This window comes from Ciceribacter sp. L1K22 (assembly GCF_017599385.1).
Lineage (GTDB): Bacteria > Pseudomonadota > Alphaproteobacteria > Rhizobiales > Rhizobiaceae > Allorhizobium.
The window spans coordinates 25,054-41,241 of record NZ_JAGFPK010000009.1 but is presented as its reverse complement, the minus strand read 5'-3'; the positions used below and the strand labels follow the sequence as shown (position 1 = coordinate 41,241).

The window sequence follows — 16,188 nt, the reverse complement described above, 5'->3', positions numbered from 1 at the left end:
CCACCCTCGGCATCGGCTACAACGGCCGCTTCGGCGACACCGCCCGCGAGCACACCGCAACCGCAAAGGTCAGGATCGCATTCTGAGGGCGGGTGCGGGCGTCGTCGCGGGGGGCGACAACCGGCCGGTCCTATCCGATCCACTCTTCCAGCACCCGGCGGATCGCGCCGTCGGCGGGTTCCTCGCGGGTAAACGCCCACCAGGTGTAGGCGCCCTGCCAGAGGCTTGCCATCTGCCAGCCGAGGCGGCGGCCCTCCTGCGGGTCCGCTGACAGCCGGCGGCCGAGGGCTTCGGCGAGGCGGTGGCCCCAGGCAGCGCCGCGGGCGCGCAGTTTCGGATTGCGGATATCCTCGCGCAGCAGCAGCAGGCCGTCGGTGGTGTCGCGCTCGGCCTGTTCGGGCGGCATCAGGCGCAGCAGCAGGTCGATGGCACCCTGGCCGGTCTCGGCTTCTTCCGCATCCGCCCGCTCGGTCTCTTCGTCCAGCCGGTCCCAGGCGCGCAGCAGGATCGCTTCCACCAGCGCCTCGCGGTCACCGTAGCGCTGCACCAGCGTGGCGGGGGCGAGCCCGCCGGCTTTGGCGGCGCGGGAGAAGGTGAGCCCGGCGGGGCCGGTCTCCATGATCGTCTCGAGCAGCAGGTCGAGCAGCGTCTCGTCGGATATCGTCTTGTGTCTGGCCATGAAATATATAAACGTACATTCGTTTATGAATCAAGGGAGCGCCATGATGGCCCGCATTCTCGGATATATCGCCGCCAGTCTCGACGGGCTAATCGCCACGGAGGACGACACTCTCGACTGGCTGTTCCAATATGACGGCATGGATCTCGGCGAGCATGACTATCGCCTGTTCATCGAGCGTATCCGCACCGTCGTGATGGGGCGCGGCACCTATGATTTCCTCGCCCGCGACCCCTCCCCCTGGCCCTATGGCGCGCAGCGCTGCATCGTCGTTACCTCGCGGCCGATCGAAGACCCGAAGGGTCCGCTCGAAACGCGAAGCGATGTCGACGCGCTGATCGGCGAGCTGCGCGGGCTCGATGACGGCGATGTCTGGATGCTGGGCGGCGGGGCCTTGCAGATGGCCTTTCTCGAGCGCGGGGCCCTGGACGAGATCGAGATCTACGTGATCCCGGAAATGCTGGGCGGCGGGCGCCCGCTCTTTCCGCTGACCGGCTTTCGCGCCAGCCCGACGCTCTTGAGCGCCAAGGTGCTCGACCGGGGCTGCGTGCGGCTGCACTACAGCTTCGCCCCGGAAGGGTCCGGATGACAGGCGGCCGGGGCGTCAATCTGCGCTTTCCGGTTGCAACTCAGGAACAAAACGACTGTCGGATCGTTTGTGCTGCACTCAAACCGAGGGAGTTACGATGAAGACGCTTTCCGAACTGTTCGAACATACGCTGAAGGATGTCTACTGGGCCGAAAACGCGCTGACCAAGGCCATGCCGAAGGTGGCGAGCGCGGCGAAGGACAAGAAGCTCAAGGATGCGATCGAGGGGCATCTGAAGGAGACCAAGGACCAGGTCAAGATTCTGGAAAAGGTCTTCGCCACGATCAACGTGAAGCCCGAGGGCGCCAAGTGCGACGCCACCGAGGGGCTGATCAAGGAAACCGAAGGCATCGCCGAGGAGGCCGAAGGTGTCGCGCTCAACGCCGGCCTGCTGGCGGCGGCCCAGGCTGTCGAGCACTACGAGATCGCCCGCTACGGTTCGCTGCGCGAATGGGCAAAGGTGCTCGGCAACGAGGAGGCTCACGTCCTGCTCTCCGAAATCCTCGACCAGGAGAAGGCGGCGAACTCCAAGCTGACATCGCTCGCTGTCAACGACATCAACAAGAAGTAGCCGGAGCACGTCCGGCGTCGCCGCTCCCACCCCGCCGGCCCCCGTGCCGTCGGGGTGGGCGGTCGGTCACCGTCCGGGCCCAGAGGGAGCCCAGCGAATGACATCCGAGCCCGCACCGGCCACCGAAACGCCCGCGCCGCAGGGCACATCGCGGCTGCAGAAATACATCGGCTTCATTCTCCTGCTTCTGATCGTCTACGGACTTTACCTCGGGCGGGAATTTCTCACTCCCATCGTGCTGTCCTTCCTGATTTCGCTGACGCTGACACCGATCGTCCGCTTTCTCGGGACATACGCCATTCCGCCGGCGCTTTCGGCCACGGTACTTGTGATTTCGATCACCGCCTCCATCACGGTCATGGGCTATCTCGTCAGCGGGCCGGTGTCGGAGCTTCTCGCCGACGCGCCCCGTATCACCGAGCGGCTGAAGGTCAAGATCCACACGCTGCAGGCGACGGTCGAGCAGGCGGTGCAGGCCACCCAGGAGATCGACAAGGCGACGGAGGCGATCAGCGAACGGGGCGTGCAGAAGGTGGTGGTGGCACAGCCCGGCATCCTGTCGATCGCGGCCGGCACCGCGCTCTCGATCGTCACGACGCTCGCCATCACCTTCGTGCTGTCGCTTTTCCTGCTCGCCTCGGGACCGCTGTTCTACGAGAAGATCGTCCAGAGCGTGCCGCGGCTCAGCGACAAGAAACGCGTGCTGCGCGCCGCCTACACCGTGGAACAGGTGGTTTCCCGCTATCTCTTCACCATCACGCTGATCAATATCGGGCTCGGCGTGGTGGTCGGCCTCGGCCTCTGGCTGATCGGGATACCGAACGCCTTCGTCTGGGGCGTGGCGGCGGCACTCCTCAACTACCTTCCCTATGTCGGCGCGCTGATCAACATCGTGCTCGTCGCGATGATCTCTTTCGCCACCTATGACAGCCTGCTCTTCGGCCTCGCCGGTCCTGCCTTCGTGCTCTGTTGCAATGTCATCGAGGGCCAGTTCGTCACGCCGCTGCTGCTCGGCCGGCGACTGGAGCTCAACACCGTCGCGGTGTTCATCTCGATCTCGTTCTGGTCGTGGATCTGGGGCTTCATCGGCGCGCTGCTGGCCGTGCCGATCCTCGTCGTCATCAAGGTGATCTGCGACCACTTCGACAGCCTTGCCGCCTTCGGCAACTTCCTCGCCGCCCAGCAACCGGCACCGAGCGCGGAGGAGCGGCAGGAAGCACGCGGGACGCCATAGACACTGCGTTCATCGCCGGCGCGTTGTGGGGCGGACCGCGATTGCCTATATCGCGGCTACGAAGTGCCGCAACGGCACGCCCTGAAACCTTGTCGCGGTGATATCCCATGAAAAAGATAGGCTTTCTCTCCTTTGGCCACTGGTCGCCCTCGCCCCAGTCGGGCACGCGTTCGGCGGGCGATGCTCTGCTGCAGTCGATCGACCTTGCGGTCGCGGCCGAGGAGCTGGGAGCGGACGGGGCCTATTTCCGGGTGCATCATTTCGCCCGCCAGCTCGCCTCGCCCTTCCCGCTGCTCTCGGCCGTCGGGGCCAAGACCTCGACCATCGAGATCGGCACGGCTGTGATCGACATGCGCTACGAAAACCCGCTCTACATGGCCGAAGACGCGGGTGCGGCGGACCTGATCTCGAAGGGGCGGCTGCAGCTCGGGCTCTCGCGCGGCTCGCCGGAACAGGTGATCGACGGCTGGCGCTACTTCGGCTACGCGCCGGAGGAAGGCCAGAGCGATGCCGACATGGGCAGGCGCCATGCCGAGGTGTTCCTCGACGTCCTGAAGGGCGAAGGCTTCGCAAGGCCGAACCCGCGGCCGATGTTTCCGAACCCGCCCGGCCCGCTGCGCCTCGAACCGCATTCGGACGGGTTGCGCGAGCGCATCTGGTGGGGTTCCGGCTCGGATGCCACGGCCCGCTGGGCGGCGAAGATGGGCATGAACCTGCAGTCCTCGACTCTCAAGGACGACGAGACGGGCGAACCCTTCCACGTGCAGCAGGCGAAGCAGATCCGCGCCTATCGCGAGGCCTGGGCGGAAGCCGGTCATACGCGGACGCCCCGCGTCTCCGTCAGCCGCTCGATCTTCGCGATCGTCAGCGACATGGACCGCGCCTATTTCGGGCAGTCGAAGGACCAGGATTCGATCGGCTATATCGACGAGAACACCCGCGCGATCTTCGGCCGCTCTTATGCCGCCGAACCCGACCGGCTGATCGAGGAGCTGCGCGGCGACGAGGCGATCGCCGAGGCCGACACGCTGCTCCTGACCGTGCCGAACCAGCTCGGCGTTGCCTACAACGCCCATGTGATCGAGGCGATCCTGAAACACGTGGCGCCGGCGCTCGGCTGGCGCTGAGGGCTGAACCTGCGGGTTAGCTGGAAAGGGCCGGAGGCGGGAACGCCTCCGGCCCTTCTCAATATCACAGGACGAAATCGCCCTTCACGAGGTCGATGGTACCTTCGAGCTTGATCGAGAAGTCGGCCTTCTTGTCGCCGTCGTCATCAGCATAGACGAATGTGTCGCCGCTCTTGTGGACGTAGCGAAGCTCGCCCGCCCTGCCGGAAAAGGACTTCTCGCCGATGAAGGAGAATGTCTGGTTTTCATATGCCTTTGTATTGGCATCAATTCTCTCCAGATCGATCAAGTCGCCTTCGGAGTGCTTGAAGTCGTAGATCGTGTCGCGGCCTTTGGCGTCAACCGTCGAGTCAGCGGTAGAGGAATAGACGAAGACATCCTGCCCGGTCCCTCCGTGGAGAGCGTCGGCACCATGGTAGCCGTAGAGCCGATCGTTGCCCGCGTCGCCATAGAGCTTATCGTTACTGCCGGCATAGATGCTGATTATGTCGCCGAAGAGCCAATCGTTCCCGCTGCCGCCTTTCAACGTGTCGGCACCGTTCTTACCCGACAGTCTGTCATTGCCGGTTCCGCCCAGCAGGGTGTCGTTGCCGAAGCCTCCGAGCAGTTGGTCATTGCCCGCGCCGCCCGACAGCGTGTCATTGCCGGTACCGCCGCCGTCCAGCGTGTTGTCGCCGCTGTTGCCGGTTATGACGTTGTTGAGGACGTTGCCGGTGCCGTCGATATCGTCGGTGCCCGTCAGCACCAGGTTCTCGACATTGGCGGTCAGCCTATAGCTGCGACTTGCCCGCACGGTGTCGGTGCCTTCGCCCGAGGCTTCGGCCACCGTATCGCTCCCGTTATCGACATAATAGGTGTCGTTGCCCGTTCCGCCCCACATCGTGTCGGCGCCGGCCTTGCCATCCAGCACGTCGTTGCCGGCCATGCCGCGCAGGTAGTTATTGGCGCTATTGCCCGTCAGGGTATTGTTGAGCGAATTGCCCGTGCCCGATAGTTTGGAGGTGCCCGTCAGGACGAGCTTCTCGATATTGGCGCCGAGCGTGAAACTGACAGACGCGCTGACCGTATCGGTGCCCTGGCTGGCGGCTTCGGTGACGACGTCATTCGTGTTGTCGACATAGTATTTGTCGTTTCCGGTGCCGCCGATCAGGATGTCGGCGCCAGCCCCACCGTTCAGCGTATCGTCGCCGGCATAGCCGTAGATGGTCTCGGCGAAGGCCGTTCCCGTCAGGGTGTTGGCGGCGCTCGTTCCCTTGATGTCCGCGGCGTAATAGCGCTGGTAGACGCCGGAGCCGTCGCCGTCCTGGCCCGCCGAGCTCCAGGTGACAATCCAGCTGCCGTTCGGCAGCGCCGTGACCCAGCTTTTGAACTGTTCGTCCGCCGTCGTCACGTTGACCAGCGTTTCTGTACCGATCGCCACGCCGTTGGCGCTGTAGCGCTGCATATAGATGCCCTGGCCCGAGCCGTCCTGCTCCCAGGAGGTCCAGGTCACCACCCAGCCGCCATCGGCAAGCCCCGCGACGGAGGGATCGATCTGGCCGTTCGCGGTGGTGGTGTTGATCCGGGTCTCGGAGCCGACGAGGGAGCCATTGGCCGCGTAACGCTGCTGATAGATGCCGTAGTCGTCGCCGTCCTGGGTGTCGGAGCTCCACGTTACGACCCAGCCGCCGTCGGCAAGCCCCGTCACCGCCCGGACCGTCTGGGCGCTCGACAGGGTGGTGTTGACGCGCGTCTCGGAGCCGTATTCGGTGCCGTCCGCATTGAAGCGCTGCTGGTAGACGTCGTAGTCGATCCCGTCCTGGTTGGTGCTCCAGGCCACGACCCAGCCACCATCCTCAAGCGCCGTGACGACCGGGTTCATCTGCCAGCCGGCCGAGGTCGTGTTGACCTGGACTTCGGCGCCCTGGAGACTGCCGTCGGCATTGTAGGCCTGCTGGAAGATGCCGTAGCCGTCGCCGTCCTGGTCATAGGTGTGCCAAGTGACGACCCAGCCGCCATCGGCAAGCGCCGCGATCGCGGGTGCGGCCTGCGTGCCTGCTGTCTCGGTGTTGACCTGCTCTTCGCTGTCCACGGCGACGCCGGAGGAATTGTAGCGCTGTTGAAAGATGCCGCTGCCATCGCCGTCCTGACCATCGGAAACCCAGGAGGTCACCCAGCCGCCATCGGTCAGCGCGGTGACGGTGGCGCTGCTCTGGGCGCCGGTCGTGGTCGAATTGACAAGCACTTCCCCGCCGGTGGCCACGCCCGCTGCGGTGTAGCGCTGCTGGTAGATGCCGGTGTCGGACCCGTCCTGCCCGTCGGACGTCCAGGTCACCACCCAGCCGCCGCCCGAAAGCGCCGTGACGGTGGCACCGTATTGTTCACCGGTGGTGGTGGAATTGACTCGTGTCTCCGCCGCGGCTGTGGCTCCGATCGACATGCAGGATCTCCCTTTTCTGACGTCCTGTTCCTGGGCATGATCGACGGGCATTCGAAAAAGCTGCTGCCACGAATATCAGGCCGCGCCGGCGTCCTGACCATGCATCATGCATGTCCTTGAGCGATCGGGGCCATTACTAGGACACAAAAAGTAAAAATAGCTGGAATCGAAATCCGACATTTTATCCAAAGCAATGATTGCATCGAGGATTACGTCTTAATCTGCTTATGAAGCATAACAATGTGATTTTTGTTTTAGAAAAGACAAAAATTCAGTTTCACTCCCAAATATAGACAGCACAACGCCAATAATTCCAAAGAATAGATGAAAATCAGGATGCTGGCCTCTCCTGCCAACGGGGCCTCATCCACGCGAAGCGCCCGACGGCTGGCAGCGGGATGCCACGCGCGCGCTTGAAAATGCGGCATCGGCCACTTTTGGGGACAAATGTGATTTGTCCGGCAAAGCGACGCTCCCGGACGAAAGACGGGTGTGTCAAAGCCGCCCGTCGTCGATGTGCGCTACCGCCCCGGGCAGACGAAAAAGGGGTATTGGCGCGCCGGGCTGGCCTTTCGCCAGCCCTGCTCCAGCTTCGCATGTATTAGTGACATATAAAGCCACACCAAACCCGCGAGAGCCCAACGTGTCGACCGCAGCAGCCACAGCCTCCACGCCGCAGTTCCTCGAAATCATCGCCTTCAAGATCAACGACCAGTCGTTCTGCGTGAAGACGCGGTCGATCCGCGAAATCCGCGGCTGGGCGCCGGCGACCCCGATCCCGCATTCGCCCTACGAGATGCTTGGTGTCATCAACCTGCGCGGCAAGGTGATCCCGATCATCGATCTCTCGGTCAAGCTCGGCATGTCGGGCACGCAGGCCAGCGAACGCAGCGCCATCATCGTCACCGATGTCAACGACATGACGCTCGGCCTTCTCGTCGAGGGCGTGTCGGACATCCTGACGGTGCCGGCCGACAGCCTGCAGCCGGTGCCGCAGAGCGCCGGTCAGGCGACCAATTTCACCGAGGGCCTGCTTGCCCACCAGGGCAACATGATCTGCTTCCTGAACCTTGAGGAACTCTTCGCCTCCGGCAACAGCTACGCCATCGGCGGCGGCGGCGGTGGTGGTGGCGGGGCCGACGGCTGGCAGGAGTTCTGAGGCGACACCTCGAACGCAAAACGGACGATCCAGGGGTCGGGTGCGATATCGCTCCCGGCCCCTTTTTCCGTGCACTACAAGATAAAATCGCCCTTCACGAGGTCGATATTGGCATCGATCCGGATCGCGAAGTCGGATTTCTTGTCGCCGTTGACGTCGCCGTAGACATAGGTATCGCCGCCGGAGTTGACGTAACGCAGCTCGCCGGCCTTGCCGGAATAAGACTTCTCGCCGATGAAGGAGAAGGCCTGGTTGCCGGAAGACTTGGTCGAGGCGTCGATGGCGGAGAGATCGATGCGGTCGCCGTCGGCGCGTGCAAAATCATAGATCATGTCGCGGCCGGACGAGGAAACCGTCGAGTCGGAGAGCGAGGTGAAGACGAAGCGGTCGGCGCCGGTGCCGCCGTAGAGCAGATCGGAACCGGAATTGCCCGTCAGCCTGTCGTCGCCGGAGCCACCCTCGAGCCGGTCGTTGCCCGAACCGCCCAGAAGATTGTCATTGCCGGAACCGCCAATCAGGCGGTCATTGCCGGCGCTGCCGTTCAATGTGTCGTTGCCGGCCGCACCGTTCAGCGTGTTGTTGCCAACAGTGCCGGTGATGGTGTTTGCCAGCGAGTTGCCGGTGCCGTCGATATCGTCGGGGCCGGCAAGGTCGACAAGACGCGGGATGAGTTTCAGGTTTTCAACGTTGGCGCCGAGCGTATAGCTGATCGACGCTTCAACTGTGTCGGTGCCCTGGCCGGACAGTTCGACAACGATATCGCCGACGTCGTTGACGTAAAACCGGTCGTTGCCGGTGCCGCCCTCCATCCGGTCGGCGCCGCTGCCACCGTCGAGGATGTCGTTGCCGGCATAGCCGCGCAGCGTGTCGTTGTCCGCACCGCCATAAAAGGTCTCACCGCCGGCCCCGCCATAGAGGCGGTCATTGCCGCCGCCGCCATAGACCTCGCCAGCGATGGTGCCGGAGCGGCCGTCATAGAGGTCGTTGCCATAGGAAAAGTCGAGATGCCCGATGATGCGGCCCGTGTTGGTGATCTCCTCGATCGCCGTGGTGTTGTTGCCCCACAAGGCGAAGTCGGCCTCGATCACGCCGCTGTTGGCGATCACCAGCTTTTCGGTGCTGTCGATGGCCCGGAAAATACCAACGTTGTCGGTCTGGATTTTCCCGGTATTGGTCAATGTGGAATAGGTCGAACCGTTCTCGCCACCGAAGGCGACGCCTATAGTTTCGGCGCGGATCGTTCCTGCGTTGGTCACGGTCGAGCGGGTGCCTGTCATGAATATACCGGCATAGCCGCCGTAGACGAGCGAGCTTTCGTGGACATTCACCTTGTTCGCATAGTCCAGCGCCTGCGAATCCCCGAGGAAAATACCGGCATAGGCACCGACGACATTGCCGTAGAGTTCGACCAGATGATAGGAGCCGGTGCCGAAGATCGCGCTGTCGCTCATGTTGGTGCCGGTCGAACCGAGCGTGACGCCGGGCATGACGATGGCCGAGCCCGACGTCCCCAGGTTTGCTCTCGTGGTCGTGCCGACCGAGTTGTCGGCGAATATCTGCAGTGCCATGTGCGTATGCTCCCTTTCACTGAAGTGCGGCGGGAGGCAAAACACAGTTACGTGGCGGACGGGAGGGCCGGAGGCCGAAACGGCAGGGTCGGCATAACAGTTAGCGGACGCGCATAACTTTTAGCCGTGAGATATGCCGCGTCGGGCCGTCGGACGGTTGCGGGCGCTACAGCACGAAATCACCCTTCACCAAGGTGATCTTCCCTGACAGCAGGATGGCGAAATCGGCGGTGCCGTTGCCGTCGATATCGCCCTCGACGACGGTGTTGGCGCCGGCGAACTTGTAGCGGAGCTCTCCCTCGTCGCCGGAGAAGGCCGATTTGCCGATGAAGGAAAACGCCTGGTTGCCGCCGGTACCGGTCTGGGCGTCGATGGCGGAAAGGTGGATCTTGTCGCCCTGGGAATGGCTGAAGTCGAAGATCGTGTCGCGGCCGGAGGAGGCAACGGTGCTGTCACCGACGGCGGTGAAGATGAACTGGTCGGCGCTCGTTCCGCCGTAGAGCTTGTCAGCGCCGGTGCCGCCGGTGAGTTTGTCGGTGCCCGTTCCGCCTTCCAACTGATCATTGCCGGTGCCGCCGAGAAGCGTGTCGTTGCCGGAGAGGCCCTTCAGGGTGTTGTTGCCGGTGTTGCCGGTGATGGTATTGGCGAGGCTGTTGCCGGTGCCGTTGATATTGCTGGCGCCAGCGAGGATCAGGTTCTCGACATTGGCTCCGAGTGTGTAGGCGATCGTGGATTCCACCGTGTCTGTGCCCTGGCCGGAGGCCTCGACCACCACGTCGCCGGCATCGTCGACATAGAACTTGTCGTTGCCCGCACCGCCCTCCATGCGGTCGGCGCCCGCTCCGCCATCGAGCGTGTCGTTGCCGGCATACCCCTTCAGCGTGTCGGCATCGTTGCCACCATAGAAGGTGTCGTTGTCGATCCCGCCATAGATCCGGTCGGCGCCGTCGCCGCCATAGACGGCGCCGGTCAGTCGGCCAGAGCGCCCATCGTAGAGATCGTCTCCTCCGAAGAGGTCGATTGTTCCATTCATCCGGCCCGTGTTCGTGATCTCGTCGACGGCCGTGGCGAAATTGCCGTAAAATGCGTAGGTCCCCGTGATGGACCCGCTGTTGTTGACTACCAGTTTTTCGGTCGAACCGCCTAGACGGTATAGCGCGTAAACGCCGTCAACTGTGATCGACCCAGTGTTTGTAATGGTGGATGTCGCGCTGTTATTGTTTCCTCCGGCCGCTATGCCATATGTGAGGCTGGAGATCGTGCCAGCATTGGTGATGGTCGTACCGTATGCCCCTATATAGACACCGATAAAGTCGCCGTGAACGAGCGCTCCCGAGTGAATGACAACCTCCTCACCATTGTCGGCCGCATAGTCGTTACCCATCTCGATCGCGGTGTCGGCGGCCACGACATTGCCGTAAATGTTCGCGCGCTGGAAGCTACCTGTGCCCGAGATCGCGGTGCTGTTCGTCGAACCGACGGTGACGCCTGCCATGACAAAAATGCTGTCCGTTGTGGTAAGGTCCGCCCGGATGCCGGTGCCGATGCTGTTACTCCCGAAAATCTGCAATGCCATGATCTATACTCCCCTTTTTTCGGCCGCGGCCTCATACAGTTAACGTTAAGTTAAGCATGAAGTCGCGGCATGCGGGAGTCTGTCGGGGAGCACAATCGGCTGCGGCGCGTGTGTCTGTACTCGGGGGCGCTGTTGCCTCTCAGAGCACGAAATCGCCCTTCACCAGATCGATACGGCCGGCGAGCAGGATGGCGAAGTCGGCGGTGCCGTTGCCGTCGACATCGCCCTCGACGATCGTGTTGGAGCCGGAGAACTTGTAGCGGAGCTCTCCCTCGTCGCGGGAAAACGCAGCCTTGCCGATGAAGGTGAAGGCCTGGTTGCCGGAGGCGGTGCTGTCGGCATCGATGGACGACAGGTGGATCTTGTCCTTCTGGGACCGGGAGAAGTCGTAAATCGTGTCCCGCCCGGCCGAGGCAACCGTGCTGTCGCCGAGGCTCGTGAAGATGAACTGGTCGGCGCTCGTTCCGCCGTAGAGCTTGTCGGTGCCTGTGCCGCCGACGAGTTTGTCCGCGCCGGAGCCGCCTTCGAGCCGGTCGTTGCCTGCCGCCCCTTTCAGCGTGTCGTTGCCCGAAAGGCCCTTCAGCGTGTTGTGGCCGCTGTTGCCTGTTATCGCGTTGGCGAGGCTGTTGCCGGTGCCGGAGAAATTGCCGGTGCCGGTGAGGATCAGGTTCTCGACGTGGTTGGTGAGCGTATAGCTGCGCGAGGCCTGAACGGTATCAGTGCCCTGGCCGGAGAGTTCGACCACCAGGTCGCCGGCATTGTCCACCGTGTAGGTGTCGTTGCCGGTGCCGCCTTCCATGCGGTCGGCGCCAGCGCCGCCATTGAGCCGGTCATTGCCGGCATAGCCGCGCAGCGTGTCGTTTCCGGCCTCGCCGAGGAAGTTGTCATTGTCGACGCCGCCATAGAGGCGGTCATTGCCGTCGCCGCCATAGACATCGCCGGTCAGCCGCCCCGAGCGGCCGTCATAGAGATCGTTGCCGCCATCCAGGACAATGTGGCCTCGGATCGTGCCCGTATTGGTGATCTCGTCGACAGAAGTCGAGATAATCGAATAATAGGCGACGGGAGACGCTTCGATCCGGCCGCTGTTGACGAACACCAGTTTTTCGTCCGACGAATATCGCACAATCCCGTATGCCGCCTCGATCGTCCCCGTATTGGTGACGGTCGTGGTCGATGACGTGCCTATTCCGCTGATCCACATGCCGTAGTTGCCGCCACTGATCGTTCCCGCATTGTCGATGCTGGAGTTCCGGCTGAAGATCCGTATTGCGGCGTCAACGCCATGGACGATGGCGCCGGAGTACACTTCGACCCTTTGTCCAGAGTCGACGGACGCGTCGTCTCCCAGCACGATCGCAGCGTCGTCGCCGATCACCTCGCCGTAGATGTCAGCGCGGTGGCCGCTGCCGATGCCCAGTACGGCGATATCGTTGGTCGAGCCGACGACGATGCCGCTTGCGACATACACGCTGTCCGTGGTTCCGAGAGCGGCGCGCACGCCGGTGCCGATGGTATTCGCGCCAATGATCTGCAATGCCATGGTCATGTCCCCTGTCACTGATTATCACTGACGGGAATTAAACCACAGGTTCGCGTCAAACGCGAGTGAAGTCGGTTGTTGGCCCTGCCGGACGAGCTTCACTTTTTTTCACGTGCTTAGGAGCGAGCCGCAGCGCGCGGGCGCTGTCAGAGCACCGTTTCCCAGCGCTGCTGGGCCTCGCCGGCGGTCAGCGACAGATGGATGTGCTCGTCGACATGGTCGACCCAGTTCACCGGGATGGCATGGTCGCGATCGTCGGGGCTGTCGGCGCGCATCAGCCGGATGCGATTATCGCCCTCGATCCGGTCGACGGTGCCGACGGGCAGGCCATCGGCGCCGACGACCTTCATGCGTATCCTGATCCGCTCCGCCGATAACATGGCCTTCTCCCGCGTGTGATATGGCGGGAGAAGAACGGCGGACACGGGAATGGGTTCCTGTCCGGCGGCGAACGGAGAAACGGCGCCGGAAAGCACCGCCCTCGCTCGCCCCTACAGTGCTGCCTGTCGTCAGAGGATGAAATCGCCCTTCACGAGGTCGATATTGGCGTCGATTTTGATCGAGAAGTCGGATTTCCTGTCGCCGTTGACGTCGCCATAGAGGAAGGTGTCGCCGCCGGAGTTGACGTAGCGCAGTTCGCCCGCCTTGCCGGAATAGGCCTTCTCGCCGATGAAGGTGAAGGCCTGGTTGCCGGAGGATTTGGTCGAGGCGTCGATGGCCGAGAGGTCGATCTTGTCGCCCTGGCTGCGCGAAAAATCCTCGATCGTGTCGCGGCCGGAGGAGGAGACGGTCGAGTCCGAGAGCGACCTGTAGATGAAGCGGTCCGCGCCCGTGCTGCCATAGAGGATGTCGGCGCCGGAATTGCCGGTCAGGCGGTCGTTGCCGGAGCTTGCTTCCATCCGGTCGTTGCCGGAACCGCCGTTCAGCGTGTCGTTGCCCGAGCCACCGAGGAGACGGTCGTTGCCTGAACCGCCGCTCAGCGTGTCGTTGCCGGCGCCGCCGTTCAGCGTGTTGGCGCCCGTATTGCCCGTTATCGTGTTGTTGCCGCTGTTGCCGGTGCCGCTCAGATTGCCAGAGCCGGTGAGCACGAGATTTTCGAGCGTGGCGGACAGGGTGTAAGAGATCGACGCCTTGACGGTATCGGTCCCCTGGGCGACGAATTCCTGGACCTTGTCGCCCGTCGAGTTGACGATATAGGTGTCGTTGCCGGTGCCGCCTTGCATCAGGTCGCTGCCGCCCTTGCCGTCCAGCATGTCGTTGCCGCCGTAACCGCGCAGGGTTTCGTTGAAAGCCGTGCCGGTGAGCGTCTCGGAGCGGTTGCTGCCGGTCACGTCGACGGCATACCGGCGCTGGTAGACCCCGTAACCCGATCCGTCCTCACCCTGGCTCGACCAGCTGACGACCCAGCTGCCATCGGGCAATCCGACAACCAAAGCCTCGCGCTGAGTACCGGCGGTGACGTCGTTGACGCGGGTTTCCGCACCGGCAGCAGAGCCGTCGGCGTTGTACCGCTGTATATGTATGTCGCCGCTGGACGACCAGACGACGACCCAGCCGCCATCGGCGAGACTCGCGACATCAGACCCAGTTGAGGAGGTATCGAGCTCACTGACCAAAACTTCCCCGCCATAGCGACCGCCATCCGCCGTGAAACGTTGCTGGACGATCGTGGTCTCGCTGAGTATCGCTCCAGTCGAGCTCCAAGTGACCACCCAGCCACCATCGGCAAGGGTGGTTACCTGACTATCCGCCTGCGCGGATTGCGTCCGCGTGTTGACAAGCGTCTCCGCGCCAGACCTTGCGCCCGAAGCATCGAAGCGCTGCTGATAGATGCCATCGGAACTCCCGTCCTGGCCAAAGGATTGCCACGTCACCAGCCAGCCACCGTCGGCCAACGCCGTCACTTCGCAATATCTCTGGTTTTGCATCGTATACGTATTGACCCGCGTTTCCGCGCCGACGCGCGCGCCATCGGCCCCGTAGCGCTGCTGGTAGATGCCTTCATTGCTGCCGTCCTGCCCGTAGGACTGCCATGTGACCACCCAGCCACCGTCGACGAGTCCCGCCAGCGACGGGCTCGTCTGGCTCTCGGGCGTGTAGACGTTGACCAGGGTTTCCGATCCTTTGGGCGAACCGTCGGCATTGTAGCGCTGCTGCCAGATGCCGAAGGTATCAAGCGCGGGGTCGAGACCTTGCCAGACGACCACCCAGCCGCCATCGGCAAGAACCCGAACCTCGGGCGCAAGCTGATTGAAGAGCGTCGCTCCGTTGACCCGCGTTTCACCGCCTGCGGCGGAACCATCCGGATTGTAGATCCGCTGATAGATTCCATTGAGGCTTCCGTCCTGCCCGTCGGACTCCCAGACCACGACCCAGCCGCCATTCGGTCTGAGCGTGATTGCCGCGTTGTCCTGATCATTCGTCGTGTAGATGTTGACGCGTGTGATGGCATTTCCGGTCGCATTGGCGGACAAAGCTGTTTCTCCCGCTCATCGTTGGCCTGATGCCGGGCAAGCTAGGAAGAAACGGGAGCGGCGGCAGTCGGCATATGCCGACCGGCGGACAGAAAATTGCGCTTCACGGATTTTCAGTCCGGCGTGGAAATGCCGGAGGCCGGTCCACTGTTCAACAGCGCGACCAGTTGCGCCTGGCTGGTGGCGCCGGTCTTGCGGAAGATGCGCTCCAGATAGGTACGGGCGGTCTTTTCCGTGACCGCGAAGGATGCGGCGGCCGCCTTGACCGACCCACCGCCCGCCAGGAAACGGGCAAGACGGGCCTCGGCCGGTGTGAGGTCGAACAGGCCAGACAGCAGCGTCGGTGACGGCACCAGTCCTGACGCCGAAAGCGGCGAGACGGCGACGAGCACGCGGCCGGACGAAAAGAGATCCAGCCCCACCCGCCCGAGCGGCATCAGATGAACCAGCATGGGGGGACGGTCGTCCGCCACCGGCACGGCGATCGAGCGGACCGTCGGCGTGGGAGTCCCGTCGCCGCCGCCTGCGGCCAGAAGATCCTGCAGCGAGGCGCGGTAGATCGTATCCACCGCGCGGTCATTGATCGCCAGTCCGTCATAGGCAAGCGGCACGAACAGGCTGCGCAGGGCCTCGAAATCGGCGTTCGCGGCCCGCAGGCGGCCGCCGGCGCCCAGGATGGCGGCCGGGATGCCGAGTGTCGTCAGCGCATCGAGCCGTTCCCGCTCCTTCACGGTCGCCATGCGCGTGCCGATCAGGCAGGCCCGGGCGAAATCGGCATAGAGGCGCTGGAAGGTCGCGAGCGCGCCCGCGGGGAACGGGCCATCGGCCAGCCATCGCTCGAAGGCGAGCGCCACGACCTGGCCGGTCGGCATGGCGATGATCGTGCCGACCTGGGCGCCGAGACCATGCTCCGCCCACAGCCGGTGGGGGGCATCGGCGGCCAGCAAGCCCGCGCCGAAATACTCGTCGGCGCGGACAAAGCCGGTGATGGGATTGGCCTGATAATGCAGCATGCGGCGATTGTCGCGCCACAGCCCCTCGCCCACGAACCGCTCCATCAGCGGTCGTGAACGCGGAGTGGAAACGAACCGCAGCGGATTGGTGGCATCGAAAACGATCAGCGAACTGCTGGCCGCCCCGGACAGCGCCTCTGTGGCGGTCAGAATGTCAAGCCACAGATCGGGTTCGAACACCGCATCATAGATGCGCTCCCTGACATCCCGCTCCCGATGCTCCACGGAAAACCCCG

13 protein-coding genes are annotated in these 16,188 nt (G+C 63.4%); 5 read left to right on the top strand and 8 right to left on the bottom strand.

All coding sequences use genetic code 11. From position 1 onward, the window contains the following. Nucleotides 1-130: 130 nt before the first annotated feature. Complete coding sequence (locus J5J09_RS22540) at nt 131-679, bottom strand: TetR/AcrR family transcriptional regulator (protein WP_208554511.1); 549 nt, start codon at nt 677-679, stop codon at nt 131-133. 46 nt (nt 680-725) lie between these two features. Between J5J09_RS22540 and J5J09_RS22535 the strand changes: the two genes are divergently transcribed. From J5J09_RS22535 to J5J09_RS22520, 4 genes are all read left to right on the top strand, one after another. Next, nucleotides 726-1,268 (top strand): dihydrofolate reductase family protein, encoded by a 543-nt coding sequence (locus J5J09_RS22535; protein WP_208554510.1) that lies wholly within the window; start codon nt 726-728, stop codon nt 1,266-1,268. Between the two features lie 97 nt (nt 1,269-1,365). After that, nucleotides 1,366-1,839, top strand: a complete 474-nt coding sequence (locus tag J5J09_RS22530) for a DUF892 family protein (RefSeq protein WP_208554509.1) — start codon at nt 1,366-1,368, stop codon at nt 1,837-1,839. Nucleotides 1,840-1,936: 97 nt separating this feature from the next. Further along, a complete protein-coding gene (locus J5J09_RS22525) occupies nt 1,937-3,073 on the top strand; it encodes an AI-2E family transporter (protein ID WP_208554508.1) in 1,137 nt (378 codons plus the stop codon). A 107-nt stretch (nt 3,074-3,180) separates the two neighbouring features. After that, complete coding sequence (locus tag J5J09_RS22520; RefSeq protein WP_208554507.1) at nt 3,181-4,200, top strand: LLM class flavin-dependent oxidoreductase; 1,020 nt, start codon at nt 3,181-3,183, stop codon at nt 4,198-4,200. A gap of 64 nt (nt 4,201-4,264) precedes the next feature. Here J5J09_RS22520 and J5J09_RS22515 read toward each other — a convergent pair whose 3' ends face one another. Beyond that, nucleotides 4,265-6,619 carry a calcium-binding protein gene (locus J5J09_RS22515; RefSeq protein WP_208554506.1) on the bottom strand — a complete coding sequence of 785 codons (2,355 nt, stop codon included), beginning with the start codon at nt 6,617-6,619 and terminating at the stop codon, nt 4,265-4,267. A 643-nt stretch (nt 6,620-7,262) separates the two neighbouring features. On the opposite strand from J5J09_RS22515, the gene J5J09_RS22510 reads away from it, so the two are divergent. Further along, the gene (locus J5J09_RS22510) at nt 7,263-7,778 is read left to right on the top strand and encodes a chemotaxis protein CheW (RefSeq protein WP_348646510.1); all 516 of its coding nucleotides are present in this window, start codon (nt 7,263-7,265) and stop codon (nt 7,776-7,778) included. A 74-nt stretch (nt 7,779-7,852) separates the two neighbouring features. Here the strand turns inward: J5J09_RS22510 and J5J09_RS22505 are convergent, their stop codons facing one another. The 6 genes from J5J09_RS22505 to J5J09_RS23050 form a co-directional block, all read right to left on the bottom strand. Next, the gene (locus J5J09_RS22505; RefSeq protein ID WP_208554504.1) at nt 7,853-9,346 is read right to left on the bottom strand and encodes a calcium-binding protein; all 1,494 of its coding nucleotides are present in this window, start codon (nt 9,344-9,346) and stop codon (nt 7,853-7,855) included. Between the two features lie 166 nt (nt 9,347-9,512). Beyond that, complete coding sequence (locus tag J5J09_RS22500; protein ID WP_208554503.1) at nt 9,513-10,922, bottom strand: calcium-binding protein; 1,410 nt, start codon at nt 10,920-10,922, stop codon at nt 9,513-9,515. Between the two features lie 139 nt (nt 10,923-11,061). Further along, nucleotides 11,062-12,465, bottom strand: coding sequence for a calcium-binding protein (locus J5J09_RS22495; RefSeq protein ID WP_208554502.1), 1,404 nt, complete (start codon nt 12,463-12,465; stop codon nt 11,062-11,064). A gap of 146 nt (nt 12,466-12,611) precedes the next feature. Further along, nucleotides 12,612-12,845: a DUF2171 domain-containing protein gene (locus J5J09_RS22490; protein ID WP_208554501.1), complete on the bottom strand. Its 234-nt coding sequence runs from the start codon at nt 12,843-12,845 to the stop codon at nt 12,612-12,614. Nucleotides 12,846-12,974: 129 nt separating this feature from the next. Further along, nucleotides 12,975-14,939 (bottom strand): type I secretion C-terminal target domain-containing protein, encoded by a 1,965-nt coding sequence (locus J5J09_RS22485; RefSeq protein WP_208554500.1) that lies wholly within the window; start codon nt 14,937-14,939, stop codon nt 12,975-12,977. Between the two features lie 113 nt (nt 14,940-15,052). Next, the gene (locus J5J09_RS23050; protein ID WP_208554499.1) at nt 15,053-16,177 is read right to left on the bottom strand and encodes a helix-turn-helix transcriptional regulator; all 1,125 of its coding nucleotides are present in this window, start codon (nt 16,175-16,177) and stop codon (nt 15,053-15,055) included. Between the last annotated feature and the right edge of the window lie 11 nt (nt 16,178-16,188).

Coding starts and splice junctions, on each gene's coding strand:
- J5J09_RS22540 (WP_208554511.1), bottom strand. CDS start 679: ATGGCCAGACACAAGACGATATCCGACGAGACGCTGCTCGACCTGCTG.
- J5J09_RS22535 (WP_208554510.1), top strand. CDS start 726: ATGGCCCGCATTCTCGGATATATCGCCGCCAGTCTCGACGGGCTAATC.
- J5J09_RS22530 (WP_208554509.1), top strand. CDS start 1,366: ATGAAGACGCTTTCCGAACTGTTCGAACATACGCTGAAGGATGTCTAC.
- J5J09_RS22525 (WP_208554508.1), top strand. CDS start 1,937: ATGACATCCGAGCCCGCACCGGCCACCGAAACGCCCGCGCCGCAGGGC.
- J5J09_RS22520 (WP_208554507.1), top strand. CDS start 3,181: ATGAAAAAGATAGGCTTTCTCTCCTTTGGCCACTGGTCGCCCTCGCCC.
- J5J09_RS22515 (WP_208554506.1), bottom strand. CDS start 6,619: ATGTCGATCGGAGCCACAGCCGCGGCGGAGACACGAGTCAATTCCACC.
- J5J09_RS22505 (WP_208554504.1), bottom strand. CDS start 9,346: ATGGCACTGCAGATATTCGCCGACAACTCGGTCGGCACGACCACGAGA.
- J5J09_RS22500 (WP_208554503.1), bottom strand. CDS start 10,922: ATGGCATTGCAGATTTTCGGGAGTAACAGCATCGGCACCGGCATCCGG.
- J5J09_RS22495 (WP_208554502.1), bottom strand. CDS start 12,465: ATGGCATTGCAGATCATTGGCGCGAATACCATCGGCACCGGCGTGCGC.
- J5J09_RS22490 (WP_208554501.1), bottom strand. CDS start 12,845: ATGTTATCGGCGGAGCGGATCAGGATACGCATGAAGGTCGTCGGCGCC.